At 54.5% G+C, this 18,248-nt stretch carries 18 protein-coding genes and 1 pseudogene; 14 read left to right on the top strand and 5 right to left on the bottom strand.

The annotated features are described in order from the left end of the window. Positions 1 to 32 precede the first annotated feature (32 nt). Positions 33 to 311: a YfcL family protein gene (locus tag OGX81_RS10945; protein ID WP_012131443.1), complete on the top strand. Its 279-nt coding sequence runs from the start codon at positions 33 to 35 to the stop codon at positions 309 to 311. 68 nt (positions 312 to 379) lie between these two features. Here OGX81_RS10945 and mnmC read toward each other — a convergent pair whose 3' ends face one another. Beyond that, on the bottom strand, positions 380 to 2,380 hold the full coding sequence (gene mnmC, locus OGX81_RS10940; RefSeq protein ID WP_286487569.1) for a bifunctional tRNA (5-methylaminomethyl-2-thiouridine)(34)-methyltransferase MnmC2/FAD-dependent 5-carboxymethylaminomethyl-2-thiouridine(34) oxidoreductase MnmC1: 2,001 nt from the start codon (positions 2,378 to 2,380) through the stop codon (positions 380 to 382). A 158-nt stretch (positions 2,381 to 2,538) separates the two neighbouring features. On the opposite strand from mnmC, the gene fabB reads away from it, so the two are divergent. Further along, complete coding sequence (fabB, locus tag OGX81_RS10935; RefSeq protein ID WP_058667781.1) at positions 2,539 to 3,759, top strand: beta-ketoacyl-ACP synthase I; 1,221 nt, start codon at positions 2,539 to 2,541, stop codon at positions 3,757 to 3,759. Positions 3,760 to 3,869: 110 nt separating this feature from the next. On the opposite strand, the gene OGX81_RS10930 is transcribed toward fabB, so the two are convergent. The 3 genes from OGX81_RS10930 to OGX81_RS10920 all read right to left on the bottom strand — a co-directional run bounded on the left by OGX81_RS10930 (position 3,870) and on the right by OGX81_RS10920 (position 5,180). Further along, positions 3,870 to 4,400, bottom strand: coding sequence for a YqhG/Tai3 family protein (locus OGX81_RS10930; protein ID WP_104868398.1), 531 nt, complete (start codon positions 4,398 to 4,400; stop codon positions 3,870 to 3,872). Further along, positions 4,400 to 4,768, bottom strand: a complete 369-nt coding sequence (locus OGX81_RS10925; protein WP_058667779.1) for a hypothetical protein — start codon at positions 4,766 to 4,768, stop codon at positions 4,400 to 4,402. Before OGX81_RS10925 ends, OGX81_RS10930 begins: the two co-directional genes overlap by 1 nt. 163 nt (positions 4,769 to 4,931) lie before the next feature. Next, a complete protein-coding gene (locus OGX81_RS10920) occupies positions 4,932 to 5,180 on the bottom strand; it encodes a helix-turn-helix domain-containing protein (protein WP_047462299.1) in 249 nt (82 codons plus the stop codon). A 173-nt stretch (positions 5,181 to 5,353) separates the two neighbouring features. On the opposite strand from OGX81_RS10920, the gene OGX81_RS10915 reads away from it, so the two are divergent. Together OGX81_RS10915 and OGX81_RS10910 are read left to right on the top strand one after the other, a co-directional pair. After that, positions 5,354 to 5,728, top strand: a complete 375-nt coding sequence (locus tag OGX81_RS10915) for a MerR family transcriptional regulator (RefSeq protein ID WP_104868399.1) — start codon at positions 5,354 to 5,356, stop codon at positions 5,726 to 5,728. Positions 5,729 to 5,907: 179 nt separating this feature from the next. Further along, positions 5,908 to 7,086 (top strand): MFS transporter, encoded by a 1,179-nt coding sequence (locus OGX81_RS10910; RefSeq protein ID WP_047462305.1) that lies wholly within the window; start codon positions 5,908 to 5,910, stop codon positions 7,084 to 7,086. Here OGX81_RS10910 and flk read toward each other — a convergent pair. Further along, positions 7,083 to 8,084 (bottom strand): flagella biosynthesis regulator Flk, encoded by a 1,002-nt coding sequence (gene flk, locus OGX81_RS10905; protein ID WP_049008705.1) that lies wholly within the window; start codon positions 8,082 to 8,084, stop codon positions 7,083 to 7,085. The two genes, OGX81_RS10910 and flk, sit on opposite strands and share 4 nt — an antisense overlap. 102 nt (positions 8,085 to 8,186) lie before the next feature. Here flk and pdxB point away from each other — a divergent pair, with 102 nt between their 5' ends. The 10 genes and pseudogenes from pdxB to OGX81_RS10855 all read left to right on the top strand — a co-directional run. Next, a complete protein-coding gene (gene pdxB, locus OGX81_RS10900; protein ID WP_012131449.1) occupies positions 8,187 to 9,323 on the top strand; it encodes a 4-phosphoerythronate dehydrogenase PdxB in 1,137 nt (378 codons plus the stop codon). Between the two features lie 61 nt (positions 9,324 to 9,384). Then, positions 9,385 to 10,398, top strand: coding sequence for an aspartate-semialdehyde dehydrogenase (locus tag OGX81_RS10895; protein ID WP_012131450.1), 1,014 nt, complete (start codon positions 9,385 to 9,387; stop codon positions 10,396 to 10,398). After that, a complete protein-coding gene (truA, locus tag OGX81_RS10890) occupies positions 10,398 to 11,210 on the top strand; it encodes a tRNA pseudouridine(38-40) synthase TruA (RefSeq protein WP_104868400.1) in 813 nt (270 codons plus the stop codon). The genes OGX81_RS10895 and truA overlap by 1 nt, the downstream gene beginning before the upstream one ends. 23 nt (positions 11,211 to 11,233) lie before the next feature. Further along, complete coding sequence (locus tag OGX81_RS10885; RefSeq protein ID WP_012131452.1) at positions 11,234 to 11,893, top strand: DedA family protein; 660 nt, start codon at positions 11,234 to 11,236, stop codon at positions 11,891 to 11,893. Positions 11,894 to 12,045: 152 nt separating this feature from the next. Next, positions 12,046 to 12,960: an acetyl-CoA carboxylase, carboxyltransferase subunit beta gene (gene accD, locus OGX81_RS10880; RefSeq protein ID WP_104868401.1), complete on the top strand. Its 915-nt coding sequence runs from the start codon at positions 12,046 to 12,048 to the stop codon at positions 12,958 to 12,960. Between the two features lie 193 nt (positions 12,961 to 13,153). Continuing rightward, positions 13,154 to 14,422: a bifunctional tetrahydrofolate synthase/dihydrofolate synthase gene (gene folC / locus OGX81_RS10875; protein WP_049008685.1), complete on the top strand. Its 1,269-nt coding sequence runs from the start codon at positions 13,154 to 13,156 to the stop codon at positions 14,420 to 14,422. Continuing rightward, positions 14,412 to 15,095 carry a cell division protein DedD gene (gene dedD, locus OGX81_RS10870; protein WP_104868403.1) on the top strand — a complete coding sequence of 228 codons (684 nt, stop codon included), beginning with the start codon at positions 14,412 to 14,414 and terminating at the stop codon, positions 15,093 to 15,095. The genes folC and dedD overlap by 11 nt, the downstream gene beginning before the upstream one ends. Positions 15,096 to 15,342: 247 nt before the next feature. After that, positions 15,343 to 15,831, top strand: a complete 489-nt coding sequence (cvpA, locus tag OGX81_RS10865; protein WP_012131456.1) for a colicin V production protein — start codon at positions 15,343 to 15,345, stop codon at positions 15,829 to 15,831. A 35-nt stretch (positions 15,832 to 15,866) separates the two neighbouring features. Beyond that, positions 15,867 to 17,384: an amidophosphoribosyltransferase gene (purF, locus tag OGX81_RS10860; RefSeq protein ID WP_012131457.1), complete on the top strand. Its 1,518-nt coding sequence runs from the start codon at positions 15,867 to 15,869 to the stop codon at positions 17,382 to 17,384. A 91-nt stretch (positions 17,385 to 17,475) separates the two neighbouring features. Continuing rightward, positions 17,476 to 18,051 (top strand): annotated as a pseudogene (locus tag OGX81_RS10855) (UbiX family flavin prenyltransferase); the annotation flags it as partial. Positions 18,052 to 18,248 lie beyond the last annotated feature (197 nt).

Here is an 18,248-nt window from a genome sequence, read left to right as displayed (position 1 = left end):
GGCCGACGCCACGTTTACAATGAGGAAAGAAGATGATCGCGGAGTTTGAATCACGCATTCTGGCATTAATTGACGATATGGTAGAGCACGCAAGCGATGACGAGCTGTTTGCCAGCGGATATCTGCGTGGCCACCTGACGTTAGCAGTTGCAGAACTGGAAGGCGGTGATGACCATTCCGCAGAAGCGGTGTATGCCAACGTCACCAGCAGCCTGGAAAAAGCGATTGGCGCAGGCGAGTTGTCGCCGCGTGACCAGGCGTTAGTGAAAGAGATGTGGGATAACCTGTTCCAGAAGGCCATTAACGCGTAGGCCGGATGCGTCGCCATCCGGCATTTTCACCTTGCCGGGTGGCGTTAACGTTCATCCAACGGATGGACTTATTTCACCGCTTTTCCCTTCAATAACTTCCGTACCCACAGACGATTCGGGTTTAACGCCGCCAGCGTGTCAGCATCCATCGGAATGGGCTCTTCACTCATTTGCGCCGCGAGAATTTCCGCGCAGAGCGGGGCTGAACACAACCCGCGCGATCCGAGCGCTCCCAGCATAAACAAATCAGGATAAACCGGCGCGCGTTCGGCAGCGTCTTTCTGTCTGGCAAGGGCGGCGTATTGTGCGAGCGTTGCATCATAGTCCGGCACATTTCCGACCATCGGCAGATGATCGCGCGTGGCGCAGCGTACGCCACAGCGCGCCGCTTTTTCGCTGACATCAACCTCTTTTGCCCATGCGGCATTCGGGAAGCAGTCGATCAAGCGCTGGCGATTCTGCTGCTGATCGTCTTCACGATAGGCAGTTTCCTCACTGCCGCGATGGTAACTGGCGCCAATGCAGTGCTGATGAGTGGCAGGGTTTTGCGGCGTGAGGTATCCGTCGTAGCACAGCACCTGGCGTAATGCGGAAAGCGCAGGCGTCGTCGGGATATGGCTTACCTGACCAGCCACCGAATAGACCGGTAACGGACGCGTCTGGTCAACGTGGTTAATCTGATGCCCGTTTGCCAGCACGACCACCTCATGTTCAACTGCCTTACCCTCTGCAAATTGCAACTGCCAGCCTGTGGCCTGGTGCGAAAGGGCGGTGAGCGTGTGTGTATAATGCCTCCGCAGCCCTTGTGTGGCCGCCAGCGCCAGCACCGCAGCGGTTAATTGTGCGGGGCACAGCCAGCCGCCAGCCGGATACGTTATTCCGCGACAGTGTGTCGCCACGCCTGTTTCCTGCTGCGCCTGGTCTGGATCTACAGCCACTGCGAGCGCATCGGGCAACGCCAGCGACAGCATCTGATCGATTTTATGCTGGCTCTTTTCGTCCCAGCCCAGTTGCGTGACGCCGCACCAGTCATGGTCGAAAGTCACCGGCAGCGCGTCATACAGACGCCGCGCGAACGTAAACGCGCTCGGGAAAAAGAGGTTAATCGCCGCATCGTGTTTGCTGAGCAGGGGATAAAACGCCCCCTGGCGATTGCCGGATGCGCCTTGCGCGGGCTGCTCATCTGAACAATAGAGCGTTACCTGCCAGCCGCGGCGCAGAAGCGCCAGCGACAGCAGCGCGCTGGCGATGCCGCCGCCGATGATTGCGACGTCTCGTTTGGCGCTGCCGCTGCGGGTGAACCACGGCGTCGGGGAGGGGGACGTCAGCGTGTGCGCCATGACGCCGCAAAGCATTTCACGCTTGCGGCCAAAACCTTTGCGTTTTTGCATCGTGAACCCTGCCTCCTGCAACCCCCGGCGCACGAATCCCGCAGAGGTAAACGTCGCCAGCGTTCCGCCGGGGCGAGCCAGTCGCGCCATGGTGGAAAACAGATTCTGCGTCCACATGTCAGGGTTTTTCGCGGGGGCAAAACCATCCAGAAACCAGGCGTCCACTTTCTGGTTCAGAGATTCATCCAGTTTCCCCGTCAGTTCATTAATATCGCCGAACCAGAGATCCAGCGTCACGCGACCGTCATCAAGAATCAGACGATGGCACCCGGCCAGCGGCAGCGGCCACTGCGCGTGTAGCTGCTGTGCCCAGGGGGCAAGCTCTGGCCAGTGTTGATGGGCTAAAGCGAGGTCGGCCTGCGTCAGGGGAAATTTTTCAAAACTGATAAAATGTAATCTTTGTAGCGTAGCCTCAGGGTGAGCGTCGCGAAACTGCGAGAACGCCTGCCAGAGCGTCAGGAAGTTAAGGCCAGTGCCGAAACCGCTCTCCGCCACCACGAATAATGGGCGAGGGTGCAGCGGAAAACGCTCCTCAAGCTGATTGCCGCCGAGAAAAACATAACGCGTCTCTTCCAGCCCATTATCATTGGAAAAGTAGACGTCATCGAAATCTCGGGAAACAGGTGTACCCTCAGCGTTGAATTCAAGGTTGGCAGGTTGTATAGCGTATTGTTTCACGTAAGTTACTCGTCTGACAGGCAGTGTCACGATCTTAGCGATGTGCGCCCGGAGGCGCAAATTTCCATATTAATTGGCTGATCGGACTTGTTCGGCGTACAAGTGTACGCTATTGTGCGAGTCGAATCTTAAAATAGTGCGACTTACAGAGGTATTGAATGAAACGTGCAGTGATTACTGGCCTGGGCATCGTTTCCAGCATCGGTAATAACCAGCAGGAAGTCCTGGCATCTCTGCGTGAAGGACGTTCAGGGATCACTTTCTCTCAGGAGCTGAAGGACTCCGGCATGCGTAGCCATGTTTGGGGTAACGTCAAACTGGATACCACTGGCCTCATTGACCGCAAAGTAGTGCGCTTTATGAGCGACGCATCCATCTATGCTTACCTTTCTATGGAGCAGGCGATTGCTGATGCGGGTCTCTCTGTAGAAACTTACCAGAATAACCCGCGCGTTGGCCTGATTGCAGGTTCCGGCGGCGGCTCCCCGAAATTCCAGGTCTTTGGCGCAGATGCCATGCGTAGCCCGCGTGGTCTGAAAGCCGTTGGCCCGTATGTAGTGACCAAAGCGATGGCCTCCGGCGTTTCTGCCTGCCTCGCTACGCCGTTTAAAATCCACGGCGTGAACTACTCCATCAGCTCTGCTTGCGCGACCTCTGCACACTGCATCGGCAACGCGGTTGAACAGATTCAACTGGGCAAACAGGACATCGTCTTTGCCGGCGGCGGCGAAGAGCTGTGCTGGGAAATGGCGTGTGAATTCGACGCGATGGGCGCACTGTCCACCAAATACAACGACGATCCGTCTAAAGCTTCCCGTACCTATGATGCGAACCGTGATGGTTTCGTTATCGCGGGCGGCGGCGGTATGGTTGTGGTTGAAGAACTGGAACATGCTCTGGCGCGCGGCGCGCACATCTATGCGGAAATCGTCGGTTACGGCGCAACGTCTGATGGCGCTGACATGGTTGCACCGTCAGGCGAAGGCGCAGTGCGCTGCATGCAGATGGCGATGCACGGCGTTGACTCTCCGATTGACTACCTGAACTCCCACGGTACGTCTACGCCGGTAGGCGACGTGAAAGAACTGGGCGCAATTCGTGAAGTCTTTGGCGATAAGAGCCCGGCTATCTCCGCGACCAAAGCGATGACCGGTCACTCTCTGGGTGCGGCTGGCGTGCAGGAAGCTATCTATTCGCTGCTGATGCTGGAACACGGCTTTATCGCGCCGAGCATCAACATTGAAGAGATGGACGAGCAAGCGGCAGGTCTGAACATCGTAACCGAAGCCACCGATCGCGAACTGACGACCGTCATGTCCAACAGCTTCGGCTTTGGCGGCACTAACGCGACGCTGGTTATGCGTAAGCTGAAAGCGTAAATCTGAAGACGTTGGGCGGATAAGGCGTTTGCGCCGCTATCCGACATCAACGTTTGCCTGATGGCGCTTCGCTTATCAGGCCTACAGGGGAGCCGATAATGGCTCCCTTTTTATTGCTTGTTTTCGTATTCCTGCTCGATTTTTGCAGACCACGCCCTGGCGCGGGCAATAGCGCCTGCATCGTAGATCGGGTGTTCAAACTGGTGGGTAAGATCGCGTACCCGATAAATTTTCCATTGACCATTTTCCCGGCGAGTGTACACCATTAAATGGATAAGGCGGGTATCGGAATCGCCAAGCCATACATCCACTTTTTCACCTCCCAAAAAAGCACTGGCTGTTCCTGCGTGGAATTTAGCGATCCATTCCGGCGCGTAGTCCTGCACGTACATAAAGTAGTCTGACGCCACGATTTCCTGCTCATAATAATCGTCAATTTTCTTTAATCTGCGAATAATTTCAGTTGAAACATATTTTTCATAAATAGGATTGGTGTAATTGATAAGGCTCTTATCGTTATCGCTGGCGTATATTGCCATGTACAGGGGGTAGAATTGACTCACCATGTTACGACTACTTGTATCATTGTGAACATTACATGCGGATAACAGTAAAAGGATTAATGGGAGAATAAATCGCATTAGTTCCTCCTATATATCGTATATTGTGGTTTTGCTGCTCTGTAACCAGGACCTGCCCACATATCACGTTGTTTGAAATCGGAATACCAGTCTTGTCCATCAAATATAGCCATATGACCGCTTGGGTTTCCTCCCTCATACGGTTGCAAAATGACAACATCACCTGCTCGCGGGGACTCATAAGGAGAGACGGGTCTGAAACCCGCGTGCATTAAAAGAGAACCATAATCTTTGGCGTGCCCAGTGTTCCCTATATCTATGCCTCCGGCACGGATTGCCTTTCGTGTATATTCAGCACATTTTTTGATTGAGTGTGTATGAGCGTGATGCTTTGCATAGTTTGTTGCTGTTCTTATATCCCAGACCATATTATATCCTTTGGGTGTTATTACGTGATCCGTTAATTAATTATCACTGTAATAATGGGCTATATAGGTAATATGTGCTATAAAAAAGAATTATAAATAATGTGATTGTATTTAATATGCCAAATAATATTGACCTGAAAAATATTTCGGGATTTATAGTGTTTTATTCTTCTGAACGCTGATGTGGTTCCTCATGACCAGAAATGTAGCGCGAAGGCCAAATCACATCTGGTGTGGTCTCCAGCGCCACTGCAATGATCAGCTCTGCTCTGGGCCAATGGCGGGTAAATACATTGCGTAACGAGTCGGGAGATAATCCAGCTGCTCGTGAAAGATCTCTGAGCGTAATTCCTCTTTTTTCCAGTGCACTTTTAATATCTGCACGATGCCAGTCTTGGCTTTTGTGTTCCATTCTGTAATCCTAAGAAGATGTGTTATCGGCGCCGATATTTTTCAGGTTATAAATTAGCGCGACAAAAAGAACGTTACTTTCTTTTTCATTATAAGAATATTGCCAGAATAAACCTGAAATTTCGCGCAAAAGAAAAAATATTTTTATTTCATCAGGGAAAAGGAAAGAGACTGATGGCAAAAGAGTGGTTCACGGTTAAGGAGTGTCTTGCATTACCGGGGTTTCCAGGAAGTGTGCCTGCGGTTCGTGAACGTTTGAATAAGTACAGTGAGGGGAAAGAGAGTGTCAAACGTAAGCGTGCTAAATCGAAAGCTGAGGAGTACCATATTTCTGTTTTTCCTCTCTACCTCCGTCCTTATTTGAACGAAAATGAGGCAGTGCTAACGCTGGAGAATGCCTTCGACCAGGAAGTGGAACCCAAAGAGATCTGGGATATGATATTCAGGCTACTGACGCCGGGGCAACGTATACAGGTGACCGGGCTGTTCAGGACAAAGGGAATCGATGCCGTCTTTCCCTTTCTGTTCGATGACAAGTCTTCGTTTTGATACAACTTCCTGAGACTTCAAGGTTGACAAGTTTAGCGGCTCACAGGCAGACTTCACGCTCAACATTATCCCCATGATAATGCGTAAGCGTTTAACGTTATCCAACGCACCTTAATCCTGATGGTCAGGTGGAGGGGGCGTGGCATTTCCTCGCCTTACTCTGCATTCTGGAGTAACGCATGACAGCTGTATCCCAAAAAGAAAAAACACCTTCTGCGAATTTTTCGCTTTTTCGTATCGCTTTTGCGGTTTTTCTGACCTATATGACGGTCGGTTTACCGTTACCTGTAATCCCTCTTTTTGTTCACCATGAGCTGGGCTATGGCAACACGATGGTCGGCATCGCGGTGGGCATTCAATTCCTTGCAACGGTATTAACCCGTGGTTACGCCGGGCGACTGGCCGATCAATATGGCGCCAAACGTTCCGCGCTACAGGGGATGTTGGCCTGCGCGCTGGCGGGGGGCGCGTGGCTGTTGGCGGCGTTGTTACCTGTTTCTGTACCTGTAAAATTCGCGTTGCTGATTGTCGGGCGACTGATCCTGGGTTTTGGCGAAAGCCAGCTACTGACCGGAACCCTGACCTGGGGGATGGGGCTGGTTGGGCCTTCGCGCTCCGGTAAAGTGATGTCGTGGAATGGCATGGCGATTTACGGCGCGCTGGCTGCCGGTGCGCCGCTTGGTTTACTGATTCACAGCCATTACGGTTTTGCGGCGCTGGCAGGAACGACAATGGCGCTGCCGCTGCTGGCCTGGGCATTTAATGGCACCGTGCGTAAAGTACCTGCGCACGCGGGCGAACGTCCGTCGCTGTGGAGCGTCGTCGGCCTCATCTGGAAGCCGGGCCTGGGGCTGGCGCTACAGGGGGTTGGTTTCGCCGTTATCGGCACCTTTATTTCACTCTATTTCGCCAGTAAAGGCTGGGCGATGGCCGGTTTTACGTTGACCGCGTTTGGCGGCGCTTTCGTGCTGATGCGCGTGCTGTTTGGCTGGATGCCGGATCGCTTTGGCGGCGTGAAGGTGGCGGTTGCGTCCCTGTTGGTCGAAACGGCAGGGCTGGTGCTGCTTTGGTTGGCGCCTGTGGCCTGGATTGCGCTATTGGGCGCGGCATTAACCGGGGCTGGGTGCTCGCTCATCTTCCCGGCGCTGGGTGTTGAAGTGGTGAAGCGCGTACCTTCTCAGGTACGCGGTACGGCACTTGGCGGCTATGCCGCGTTTCAGGACATCTCCTACGGCATTACCGGCCCTCTGGCCGGGCTGTTAGCCACCTCGTGCGGCTACTCTTCCGTGTTTCTCGCCGGGGCGATTTCTGCCGTCGTGGGGATTGTGGTAACGCTGCTGTCGTTTCGCCGGGGTTAAGACACCAGCCAGAACAGAATGAAGGCAACCGCCAGTGCGATAAAGATCAGCCCCGGTCGCGCCGTTACGGATTTGATGGTTTCAATCATCGGGGCGAATGGGCTGTATATCGGCTGAATGTGATGCGGCTCGGTTAACTCTCTTTCGCGCGCAACGCGGCGCAGAAAGACCTGGTTCAGCAGATCCTGAACCTGAGCGGTTGTCAGAATTGTATGCGGCAACGCCTGATATGTCTGCTGGGCGTAATCTCTTAACGCCGTGAATTCATTCGGCTCCAGCGGCAGTTTTAGCGCCGCCTGTAGCGTCTGTAGGGTGGGCGCGCTCTGGTTGCTGAGGGTCTGGCGCGCTTGCAGCCAGGTGACCAGGTGCGTGAACTGTTTTGCAGGGATTAGCTCGCCGCTTTTCACACCGGAAAGTTCCAGCATGGACTGCCAGATAAGTTTGCCCGATTCGCCCGTCGCGGCGGCCAGCTTCGTCACCAGTTGGTTGAGCGTATTATGCTCGGCAGGCAATAACGGTCTGTCGGTTGGCGGACGTTGTTGAGGCTGAGGAATGGAAAGTTGCCCCTGTTGCAGTAGCGTCAGCACATTCTTTAACTGCTCGGGCGTTAACTGGCTGAGCGCCGTCTGACCGTACTGTTGGCGAATAAAATCGCTGACGGCCTGGCGGTTGTTCCCCTGGCTTAATAATTCCGTCAACTGCGAGAGCACCTGACGATTCGCGTGGTTCTGCTGAGCGACGCTCAGGCGTTGCGTGAGATTTTGTTCTGCGGCGGGGAAGTGACGCGATAGCAACGGCGTGTCGCTTTTTACGCCCAGATCGTGTTTCATTCCGGCCCAGACTTCCGCACTTTGCTGTTGCGTCAGCGAAATCAGACGCGTAATCAGGCGTTCCAGCACCGTGCGCTGCTGGGTGGATAGCGGCTGTTCTCCGGCAACGGAAGGCGCAGTCTGACCTTCACCGGGAGGGCGTGCGGGAGTACCGGAAATGGGTTGCATCATCACTTATCCTTAAACCATAAATCTTAGCAAAGTATGCCTGGCGGCCAGATTATGGCACACTTGCCCGGTTAACTCTCGTTCTCAAACAGGTACGCAGACGTGAAAATCCTCGTTGATGAAAATATGCCTTATGCCCGCGAATTGTTTAGCCGTCTGGGCGAGGTCAAAGCGGTTCCCGGTCGCCCCATTCCCGTTGCAGAACTTGATGATGCGGATGCGTTAATGGTGCGTTCAGTCACCAAAGTGAATGAAGCGCTGCTTGGGGGAAAATCCATCAAATTTGTCGGCACCGCAACCGCCGGAACCGATCATGTGGATGAGGCGTGGCTTAAGCAGGCTGGCGTGGGGTTTTCAGCGGCGCCTGGCTGCAATGCTATCGCTGTTGTTGAATATGTTTTTTCCGCTTTACTGATGCTGGCGGAGCGTGACGGTTTTGCTTTAAGCGACCGCACCGTGGGGATTGTCGGCGTAGGTAATGTTGGCGCTCGCTTGCAGGCGAGGCTGGAAGCGTTGGGCATTCGCACTTTGCTGTGCGATCCGCCGCGTGCGGACCGGGGCGATGAAGGTGATTTCCGCTCGCTGGATGAGCTGGTCCAGGAAGCGGATATTCTGACGTTCCACACGCCATTGTATAAAGAGGGGCCTTACAAGACGCTGCACCTGGCGGATGAGGCGCTGATCGGGCGGCTGAAGCCGGGGACGATTCTGATTAACGCCTGTCGCGGCCCGGTGGTGGATAACACCGCGCTGCTGGCGCGCCTGAATGCCGGGCAGTCGCTGAGCGTGGTGCTTGATGTCTGGGAAGGGGAGCCCGATCTCAACGTGGCGCTGCTGGAAAAAATTGATATCGGCACATCGCACATTGCCGGTTATACCCTGGAAGGGAAGGCGCGCGGCACCACGCAGGTCTTTGAAGCCTATAGTACGTTTATCGGACGGGCGCAAAAAGTGGCGCTGGATACGCTGCTACCCGCGCCGGAGTTTGGGCGTATTACGCTGCATGGCCCGCTGGATCAGCCGACGCTGAAAAGGCTGGCGCATTTGGTGTATGATGTGCGCCGCGATGATGCGCCACTGCGTAAAGTCGCCGGAATTCCGGGCGAGTTTGATAAGCTGCGTAAGAATTACCTTGAGCGCCGTGAATGGTCTTCCTTGTACGTGATGTGCGACGATGCCAGTGCCGCCACGCTGCTGCATAAGCTCGGTTTCAACGCCGTTCATCATCCGGCCCATTAACATTCTTTTTGTCGCTCCCTGCATAGCGCGGGGAGCTTTGCTATTTCTGGAGTAAACCACCATGTCTGAAGGCTGGAACATTGCCATCCTGGGCGCAACAGGCGCCGTAGGCGAAGCCCTGCTCGAAACGCTGGCTGAACGTCAGTTCCCGGTCGGTGAGATTTATGCGCTGGCGCGTAATGAAAGTGCGGGCGAACATCTGCGCTATAGCGGCAAGTCTGTCATTGTGCAGGATGTCGCTGATTTTGACTGGACGCAGGCGCAGCTGGCGTTTTTTGTCGCTGGCGCTGAAGCCTCTGCCGCATGGGTTGAGGAAGCCACCAATGCGGGCTGTCTGGTGATCGACAGCAGCGGCCTGTTTGCCCTGGAACCGGATGTGCCATTAGTGGTGCCGGAAGTGAACCCGTCTGTGCTGGCCGATTACCGCAACCGCAATGTGATCGCCGTAGCCAACAGCCTGACCAGCCAGTTGCTGGCCTCGCTGAAGCCGCTGATTGATGAAGGCGGTCTGTCGCGCATTAGCGTCACCAGCCTGCTTTCTGCCTCGGCACACGGGAAAAAAGCGGTGGATGCGCTGGCCGGTCAGAGCGCGAAACTGCTCAACGGTATTCCTATCGACGAAGATGATTTCTTTGGTCGCCAACTGGCGTTTAACATGCTGCCGCTCCTGCCGGACAGTGAAGGCAGCGTGCGCGAAGAGCGCCGTATCGTTGATGAAGTGCGTAAGATTTTGCAGGACGACGGGCTGATGATTTCCGCCAGCTGCATTCAGTCGCCGGTATTTTATGGCCATGCGCAAATGGTCAGTTTTGAAGCGCTGCGCCCGCTGGCGGCGGAAGAGGCGCGCGATGCCTTTTCTCGCGGCGAAGATATTGTGCTGTCTGAAGAGACTGACTTCCCGACTCAGGTGGGCGATGCATCAGGCAATCCGCAGCTTTCTGTCGGCTGTGTGCGTAACGACTATGGCATGCCGGAGCAGGTTCAGTTCTGGTCGGTGGCCGATAACGTTCGCTTTGGCGGCGCGCTGATGGCGGTTAAGACCGCGGAAAAACTGGTGCAGGAGTACCTGTACTGATGTCAGCAGTGGAACAACCGCCAGTTTATAAAATTGCGCTGGGCATTGAGTACGACGGCAGCAAATATTATGGCTGGCAACGCCAGAACGAAGTGCGCAGCGTTCAGGAAAAGCTGGAAAAAGCGCTTTCTCAGGTTGCCAACGAACCTGTTAACGTGTTTTGCGCCGGGCGGACAGACGCTGGCGTACACGGAACGGGGCAGGTGGTGCATTTTGAAACCACCGCGTTGCGTAAAGACGCGGCGTGGACGCTGGGTGTAAATGCGAATTTACCTGGTGACATCGCGGTTCGTTGGGTTAAAGCTGTACCTGAGGATTTTCACGCCCGGTTTAGCGCAACGGCTCGCCGTTATCGCTACATCATCTACAATCATCGGTTGCGCCCGGCGATTTTAGGTCATGGGGTTACGCACTTTTATGAGCCGCTGGACGCAGAACGTATGCACCGGGCGGCGCAGTGTCTGATTGGTGAAAATGATTTTACCTCGTTTCGCGCGGTACAGTGCCAGTCGCGTACGCCGTGGCGAAATGTGATGCACATTAACGTGACGCGTCACGGTGCGTATGTGGTGGTCGATATCAAAGCCAATGCCTTTGTACATCATATGGTCAGGAATATTGTCGGTAGCCTGATGGAAGTAGGCGCCCACAACCAGCCGGAGAGCTGGATAGCAGAGTTGCTGGCGGCGAAGGACAGGCGGCTTTCAGCAGCAACGGCGAAAGCGGAAGGGTTGTATCTGGTTGCGGTTGATTACCCGGAACGGTTTGGCCTTCCCAAAACGCCACTGGGCCCGCTGTTTCTGGCGGACTAATTTGAGTCGTATAAGGCATCAATATGGACCTGATTTATTTTCTGATTGATTTTATCCTGCACATTGACGTGCACCTGGCGGAGCTGGTCGCGGAATACGGCGTCTGGGTATATGCCATTCTGTTCCTGATCCTGTTTTGTGAAACCGGACTGGTGGTGACGCCGTTTCTGCCGGGGGATTCGTTGCTGTTTGTGGCGGGCGCGTTGGCGTCGCTGGAAACCAACGATCTCAACGTACATATTATGGTGATGTTAATGCTGATCGCCGCGATTGTCGGCGATGCGGTGAACTACACGATCGGCAGATTGTTTGGCGAACGGTTATTCAGTAACCCGAATTCAAAAATTTTCCGTCGCAGTTACCTTGATAAGACGCACCAGTTTTATGAGAAGCATGGCGGGAAAACCATTATTCTGGCCCGTTTTGTCCCGATTGTCAGAACCTTTGCGCCGTTTGTTGCGGGTATGGGACATATGTCTTATCGCCATTTTGCCGCGTATAACGTCATTGGCGCGCTTTTATGGGTGCTGCTCTTCACATATGCGGGGTATTTCTTCGGTACGATCCCTATGATTCAGGATAACCTTAAGTTACTGATCGTAGGGATTATTGTGGTGTCGATATTGCCAGGCGTGGTTGAAATCATTCGCCATAAGCGCGCTGCGTCGCGTGCCGCAAAATAGAAAGTAACTCAGCGGTTCGACCACTTTTTTATCCAAAGTTTCGGGCTGTTATGTTTTAATGTGCAACATTCATAGTCTGTTGGGGGCAAAAATGGCATTATGCGCTCCTGATAACAAAGCTGACGACTAAGGTTCAGGCAGAAAGGTCACTAATGAGCTGGATTGAACGAATTAAAAGCAACATTACTCCCACCCGCAAGGCAAGCATTCCTGAAGGGGTGTGGACCAAGTGTGATAGCTGCGGTCAGGTTTTATACCGTGCTGAGCTGGAACGTAATCTTGAGGTCTGTCCGAAGTGTGACCATCATATGCGCATGTCGGCGCGCAATCGCCTGCATAGCCTGTTAGATGAAGGAAGCCTTGTGGAACTGGGCAGCGAACTTGAGCCGAAAGATGTGCTGAAGTTCCGCGACTCCAAGAAGTATAAAGATCGTCTGGCTTCCGCGCAGAAGGAAACCGGTGAGAAAGACGCGCTGGTGGTGATGAAAGGTACGCTCCACGACATGCCGGTTGTCGCGGCGGCGTTTGAGTTCTCCTTTATGGGCGGTTCTATGGGGTCTGTGGTCGGCGCGCGTTTTGTCCGTGCCGTTGAGCAGGCGCTGGAAGATAACTGCCCGCTGATCTGCTTCTCCGCTTCCGGCGGCGCGCGTATGCAGGAAGCGCTGATGTCGCTGATGCAGATGGCAAAAACCTCCGCTGCACTGGCGAAAATGCAGGAGCGTGGTCTGCCGTATATCTCCGTGTTGACCGATCCGACAATGGGCGGCGTTTCCGCAAGTTTTGCGATGCTCGGCGATCTCAACATTGCAGAACCGAAAGCGTTAATCGGTTTTGCGGGCCCGCGTGTTATTGAACAAACCGTACGTGAGAAACTGCCGCCGGGATTCCAGCGCAGTGAGTTTCTGATTGAAAAAGGCGCTATCGATATGATCGTCCGCCGCCCGGAAATGCGCCTGAAACTGGCAAGCGTTCTGGCGAAGCTGATGAATCTTCCGGCGCCGAACCCGGATGCGCCGCGCGAAGGCGAGGTGGTGCCGCCGGTACCCGATCAGGAACCCGAGGCCTGATAATTTACTCTATGGATTTCGAGTTGCAGGAAGGCGGCAAGAGAGCGAATCCCGATGAGCTTGCACAGGCAAGTGATTCGGGTGAGCGAGAGCAGCCAACACACCTGCAGCTTGAAAGACGACGAGTACAAAAGGGCAGGGCCAGCTGGCGCTGCCCTTTTGCTTTTCTCAACGTAATAAATTTACAGGCATCATGGACAATAAACACATTCCCCAAGCCGCGTCGCCCCTGGCAGCGTGGCTTTCTTATCTGGAAAACCTGCACAGTAAAACTATCGATTTGGGTCTGGAACGCGTAAGCCGGGTTGCGGCGCGTCTGGGCGTGCTGAAACCCGCGCCATTTGTCTTTACGGTGGCGGGCACTAACGGTAAAGGAACGACCTGCCGCACGCTGGAGTCTGTGCTGACGGCGGCGGGCTATAAAGTGGGCGTCTACAGTTCTCCGCATCTGGTACGCTATACCGAACGCGTTCGCGTGCAGGGGAACGAGTTGCCGGAGTCTGCTCATACCGCCTCGTTCGCCGAGATTGAGGCCGCGCGCGAAGACATTTCTCTGACCTACTTTGAATACGGCACGCTGTCGGCGCTGTGGCTGTTTAAGCAGGCTCAGCTTGACGTGGTGATTCTGGAAGTCGGGCTGGGCGGACGTCTGGACGCGACCAATATTGTTGATGCGGATGTTGCGGTAGTGACCAGCATTGCGCTGGATCATACCGACTGGCTGGGGCCGGACCGCGAAAGTATCGGGCGTGAGAAGGCGGGGATCTTCCGGGCGGAAAAACCGGCTATCGTCGGCGAACCGGAAATGCCGTATACCATCGCCGATGTGGCGCAGGAAACCGGGGCGCAGTTACAGCGTCGCGGCGTGGACTGGCATTATGATGTGACGGGCGACGGCTGGTCGTTTACGGACGGCGAAGGTACGCTGGCGAATCTTCCGCTGCCGCAGGTGCCTCAGCCTAACGCCGCCACCGCGCTGGCGGCACTGCGCGCCAGCGGGCTGAACATCAGCGAGCAGGCGATTCGTGACGGCATTGCCCGGGCGATTTTGCCCGGTCGTTTCCAGATAGTGAGCGAATCGCCACGGGTGATTCTGGATGTCGCACATAATCCCCATGCTGCGGAATATCTGACAGAGCGCCTGAAAATGTTGCCGAAAAACGGGCGTATACTTGCCGTTATCGGTATGCTACATGATAAAGATATCGCAGGGACGTTAGCCTGGCTGAAAAGCGTGGTCGACGACTGGTATTGCGCGCCGCTGGAAGGGCCGCGCGGCGCGACGGCGGAGCAATTGCTGGAACATCTGGGCAAAGGCACTGTCTATGACAGTGTCGCGCTGGCGTGGCATGCCGCGCTGGCAGAGGCGAAACCAGAAGATACCGTGCTGGTGTGTGGATCATTTCACACGGTTGCACATGTCATGGAAGTGATGGACGCGGGGAGAAGCGGTGGCGAGTAAGTTTCAGAATCGTTTAGTTGGCACAATCGTGCTGGTCGCTCTCGGGGTGATTGTGCTTCCCGGGTTGCTCGACGGGCAGAAAAAACACTATCAGGATGAGTTTGCGGCGATCCCGCTGGTGCCAAAGCCTGGCGATCGCGATGAGCCTGATATGATGCCAGCCGCAACACAGGCGTTGCCGACCCAGCCGCCTGAAGGCGCTGCTGAGGAGGTGCGTGCCGGAGATGCGGCAGCGCCGTCTCTGGACCCTTCCCGTTTTGCTGCGGAAAACAACGCCAGTTTCGATCCTGTCACCGCACCTGTTGAGCCGCCGAAGCCGAAACCGGTTGAAAAGCCGAAACCACAGCCGAAGCCGCAGCAACCGGTAGCGGCAACGCCGACACCGGCACCTGAGCCGAAACCTGCTGCTGAAGAAAAACCCGCGCCAACGGGTAAAGCGTACGTTGTGCAGTTGGGGGCGTTGAAAAATGCCGATAAGGTCAATGAGATAGTGGGTAAACTTCGTGGCGCGGGCTTCCGGGTATATACTTCTCCGTCAACGCCGGTACAGGGTAAAATAACCCGTATCCTCGTCGGGCCTGACGCCTCAAGAGACAAGCTGAAAAATTCTCTTGGCGAGTTACAGCAGATCTCCGGTTTGAGTGGCGTGGTGATGGGTTACAGCCCGAACTAAGCCACCGCTGCCTGATGGCGACGCTGCGCGTCTTATCAGGCCTACGATGTACTGTTTTCCAGGCCGGATAAGGTGCTTGCACCGCCATCCGGCAATGCCCGAAGAGGCAAAAAGTTTGATGGCGTTGAATATTTTTTCAGCGCCATTTTTATTTACGCACGGGAAGGAAATCCCTACGCAAACGTTTTCTTTTTCTGTTAGAATGCGCCCCGAACAGGACGACAGGGCGTAAAATCGTGGGACACATATGGTCTGGATTGATTACGCCATTATCGCGGTGATTGGTTTTTCCTGTCTGGTTAGCCTGATCCGTGGCTTTGTTCGTGAAGCGTTATCGTTGGTGACATGGGGTTGTGCTTTCTTTGTCGCCAGCCATTACTACACTTACCTGTCTGTCTGGTTTACGGGCTTTGAAGACGAACTGGTTCGAAATGGGATTGCTATCGCGATACTGTTTATCGCGACGCTTATCGTCGGCGCTATCGTGAACTTTGTGATAGGTCAGCTGGTGGAGAAAACCGGCCTGTCGGGTACTGACAGGGTGTTGGGGATCTGTTTTGGCGCGCTGCGAGGAGCGTTAATCGTCGCCGCCATTCTGTTCTTTCTCGATACGTTTACCGGCCTGTCGAAAAGCGAAGACTGGAGCAAGTCGCAGCTTATCCCGCAGTTCAGTTTTATCATCAGATGGTTCTTTGACTATCTGCAAAGCTCGTCAAGTTTCTTGCCCAGAACGTAACGGTTCTGAGATGTGGCTTAACGAGGAAAAGACGTATGTGCGGTATTGTCGGTATCGCCGGTGTTATGCCGGTAAACCAGTCGATTTATGACGCGTTAACGGTGCTCCAGCATCGTGGTCAGGATGCCGCTGGCATCATCACCATTGATGCCAACAACTGCTTCCGCTTGCGTAAGGCAAACGGGCTGGTGAGCGATGTTTTTGAAGCTCGCCATATGCAGCGTATGCAGGGCAATATGGGCATCGGGCATGTGCGTTACCCAACGGCTGGCAGCTCCAGCGCCTCCGAAGCTCAACCTTTTTACGTCAACTCGCCGTATGGCATCACGCTTGCTCATAACGGCAACCTGACCAATGCGCATGAGCTGCGTAAAAAGCTGTTTGAAGAAAAACGTCGTCACATCAACACCACGTCAGATTCTGAAATCCTGCTCAATATTTTTGCCAGCGAGCTGGATAACTTCCGTCATTATCCGCTGGAAGCCGATAATATCTTTGCCGCCATTGCCGCGACCAACCGCCAGATTCGCGGCGCGTATGCCTGTGTGGCGATGATTATCGGGCACGGTATGGTGGCTTTCCGCGATCCGAACGGCATCCGCCCGCTGGTGCTGGGCAAGCGCGACATTGGCGATGGCCGCACTGAATATATGGTTGCGTCCGAAAGCGTGGCGCTTGATACGCTGGGCTTCGAATTCCTGCGCGATGTGGCGCCGGGCGAAGCGGTGTACATCACCGAAAAAGGCCAGTTGTTTACCCGCCAGTGCGCGGATAACCCGGTCAGCAATCCGTGCCTGTTCGAATACGTCTACTTTGCGCGCCCGGACTCGTTCATCGATAAAATTTCCGTCTACAGCGCCCGCGTGAATATGGGGACGAAGCTGGGCGAAAAAATTGCCCGTGAATGGGAAGATCTGGATATCGACGTGGTGATCCCGATTCCAGAAACCTCCTGCGATATCGCGCTGGAAATCGCCCGAATTCTGGGTAAACCGTACCGCCAGGGCTTTGTGAAAAACCGCTACGTTGGCCGGACGTTTATCATGCCGGGCCAGCAGTTGCGCCGTAAGTCCGTGCGTCGCAAGCTGAACGCCAACCGCGCTGAATTCCGCGATAAGAACGTCCTGCTGGTGGATGACTCCATCGTGCGCGGCACCACCTCTGAACAGATTATTGAGATGGCCCGTGAAGCAGGCGCGAAGAAGGTCTATCTGGCTTCTGCGGCGCCGGAAATTCGCTTCCCGAACGTTTACGGTATCGATATGCCAACGGCAAATGAGCTGATTGCTCACGGTCGTGAAGTGGATGAAATTCGCCAGATCATCGGCGCTGATGGGCTTATCTTCCAGGATCTGGACGATCTGATTGAAGCTGTTCGCGCTGAGAACCCGGATATTCAGCAGTTTGAATGTTCGGTCTTTAACGGCGTGTATGTCACGAAAGACGTTGACCAGCAGTATCTCGATTATCTGGATTCCCTGCGTAACGACGACGTCAAAGCGATGCAGCGTCAGAACGAAGTGGAAAACCTGGAAATGCATAACGAAGGTTAATCTCTCCTCCTGGCAAGGGCGCGCAATCCGCGCCCTTGCTTGCAACGTCCCGTAAAATCCTGCAAAGTCAGCCCAGACGCAAGAAAGGGCAAAAATCATGAAACGACTCATTGTAGGGATTAGCGGCGCCAGCGGCGCGATTTATGGCGTGCGCTTGTTGCAGGTTCTGCGTGACGTGGCGGATGTGGAGACCCACCTGGTGATGAGTCCGGCTGCGCGTCAGACGCTTGCGCTGGAAACCGAATTTTCCTTGCGGGAGGTGCAGGCTCTGGCCGATGTCACCCATGATGCGCGCGATATTGCCGCCAGTATCTCTTCTGGTTCCTTTCAGACGGCGGGGATGGTGATTTTACCGTGCTCGATCAAAACGCTCTCCGGTATTGTACACAGCTATACTGACGGACTTCTCACCCGTGCGGCGGATGTTGTCCTGAAAGAACGCCGCCCGCTGGTGTTGTGCGTGCGGGAAACGCCGCTGCATTTAGGACACCTGCGCCTCATGACTCAGGCGGCTGAAATTGGCGCCGTTATTATGCCACCGGTTCCCGCGTTTTATCATTGCCCGCAAACGCTGGATGATGTGATTAATCAGACGGTTAATCGTGTTCTGGATCAGTTTGATATCACGTTGCCGCACGATCTTTTCACCCGTTGGCAGGGCGCATAACGCTGCCCGCTCACAGTGCGTTTTTGCACAAATTGCCCTGTTTCAGGGCAATTTTGTAACCGCGATCATATCCTCAACATTTAATTCGCTAAAAGCGACCGAAACGCTGCGGTTCAACCGTCATACCTGCTATCTTCAACATCAGGACAATATTGCAACGTTTTATTAACATATTTAACGTCAAATAGGGACGCCGA

It is taken from the genome of Citrobacter sp. CK206 (assembly GCF_030333125.1).
GTDB lineage: Bacteria > Pseudomonadota > Gammaproteobacteria > Enterobacterales > Enterobacteriaceae > Citrobacter_B > Citrobacter_B koseri.
The sequence above is the reverse complement of the archived record's forward strand: the minus strand, read 5'-3'. Positions and strand labels throughout refer to the sequence as shown.

Bases quoted from the DNA above. Each gene is read 5' to 3' on its own strand.
- OGX81_RS10945 (WP_012131443.1), top strand. From the start codon at position 33: ATGATCGCGGAGTTTGAATCACGCATTCTGGCATTAATTGACGATATG.
- fabB (WP_058667781.1), top strand. From the start codon at position 2,539: ATGAAACGTGCAGTGATTACTGGCCTGGGCATCGTTTCCAGCATCGGT.
- OGX81_RS10930 (WP_104868398.1), bottom strand. From the start codon at position 4,400: ATGCGATTTATTCTCCCATTAATCCTTTTACTGTTATCCGCATGTAAT.
- OGX81_RS10925 (WP_058667779.1), bottom strand. From the start codon at position 4,768: ATGGTCTGGGATATAAGAACAGCAACAAACTATGCAAAGCATCACGCT.
- OGX81_RS10920 (WP_047462299.1), bottom strand. From the start codon at position 5,180: ATGGAACACAAAAGCCAAGACTGGCATCGTGCAGATATTAAAAGTGCA.
- OGX81_RS10915 (WP_104868399.1), top strand. From the start codon at position 5,354: ATGGCAAAAGAGTGGTTCACGGTTAAGGAGTGTCTTGCATTACCGGGG.
- OGX81_RS10910 (WP_047462305.1), top strand. From the start codon at position 5,908: ATGACAGCTGTATCCCAAAAAGAAAAAACACCTTCTGCGAATTTTTCG.
- flk (WP_049008705.1), bottom strand. From the start codon at position 8,084: ATGCAACCCATTTCCGGTACTCCCGCACGCCCTCCCGGTGAAGGTCAG.
- OGX81_RS10895 (WP_012131450.1), top strand. From the start codon at position 9,385: ATGTCTGAAGGCTGGAACATTGCCATCCTGGGCGCAACAGGCGCCGTA.
- truA (WP_104868400.1), top strand. From the start codon at position 10,398: ATGTCAGCAGTGGAACAACCGCCAGTTTATAAAATTGCGCTGGGCATT.
- OGX81_RS10885 (WP_012131452.1), top strand. From the start codon at position 11,234: ATGGACCTGATTTATTTTCTGATTGATTTTATCCTGCACATTGACGTG.
- accD (WP_104868401.1), top strand. From the start codon at position 12,046: ATGAGCTGGATTGAACGAATTAAAAGCAACATTACTCCCACCCGCAAG.
- folC (WP_049008685.1), top strand. From the start codon at position 13,154: ATGGACAATAAACACATTCCCCAAGCCGCGTCGCCCCTGGCAGCGTGG.
- cvpA (WP_012131456.1), top strand. From the start codon at position 15,343: ATGGTCTGGATTGATTACGCCATTATCGCGGTGATTGGTTTTTCCTGT.
- purF (WP_012131457.1), top strand. From the start codon at position 15,867: ATGTGCGGTATTGTCGGTATCGCCGGTGTTATGCCGGTAAACCAGTCG.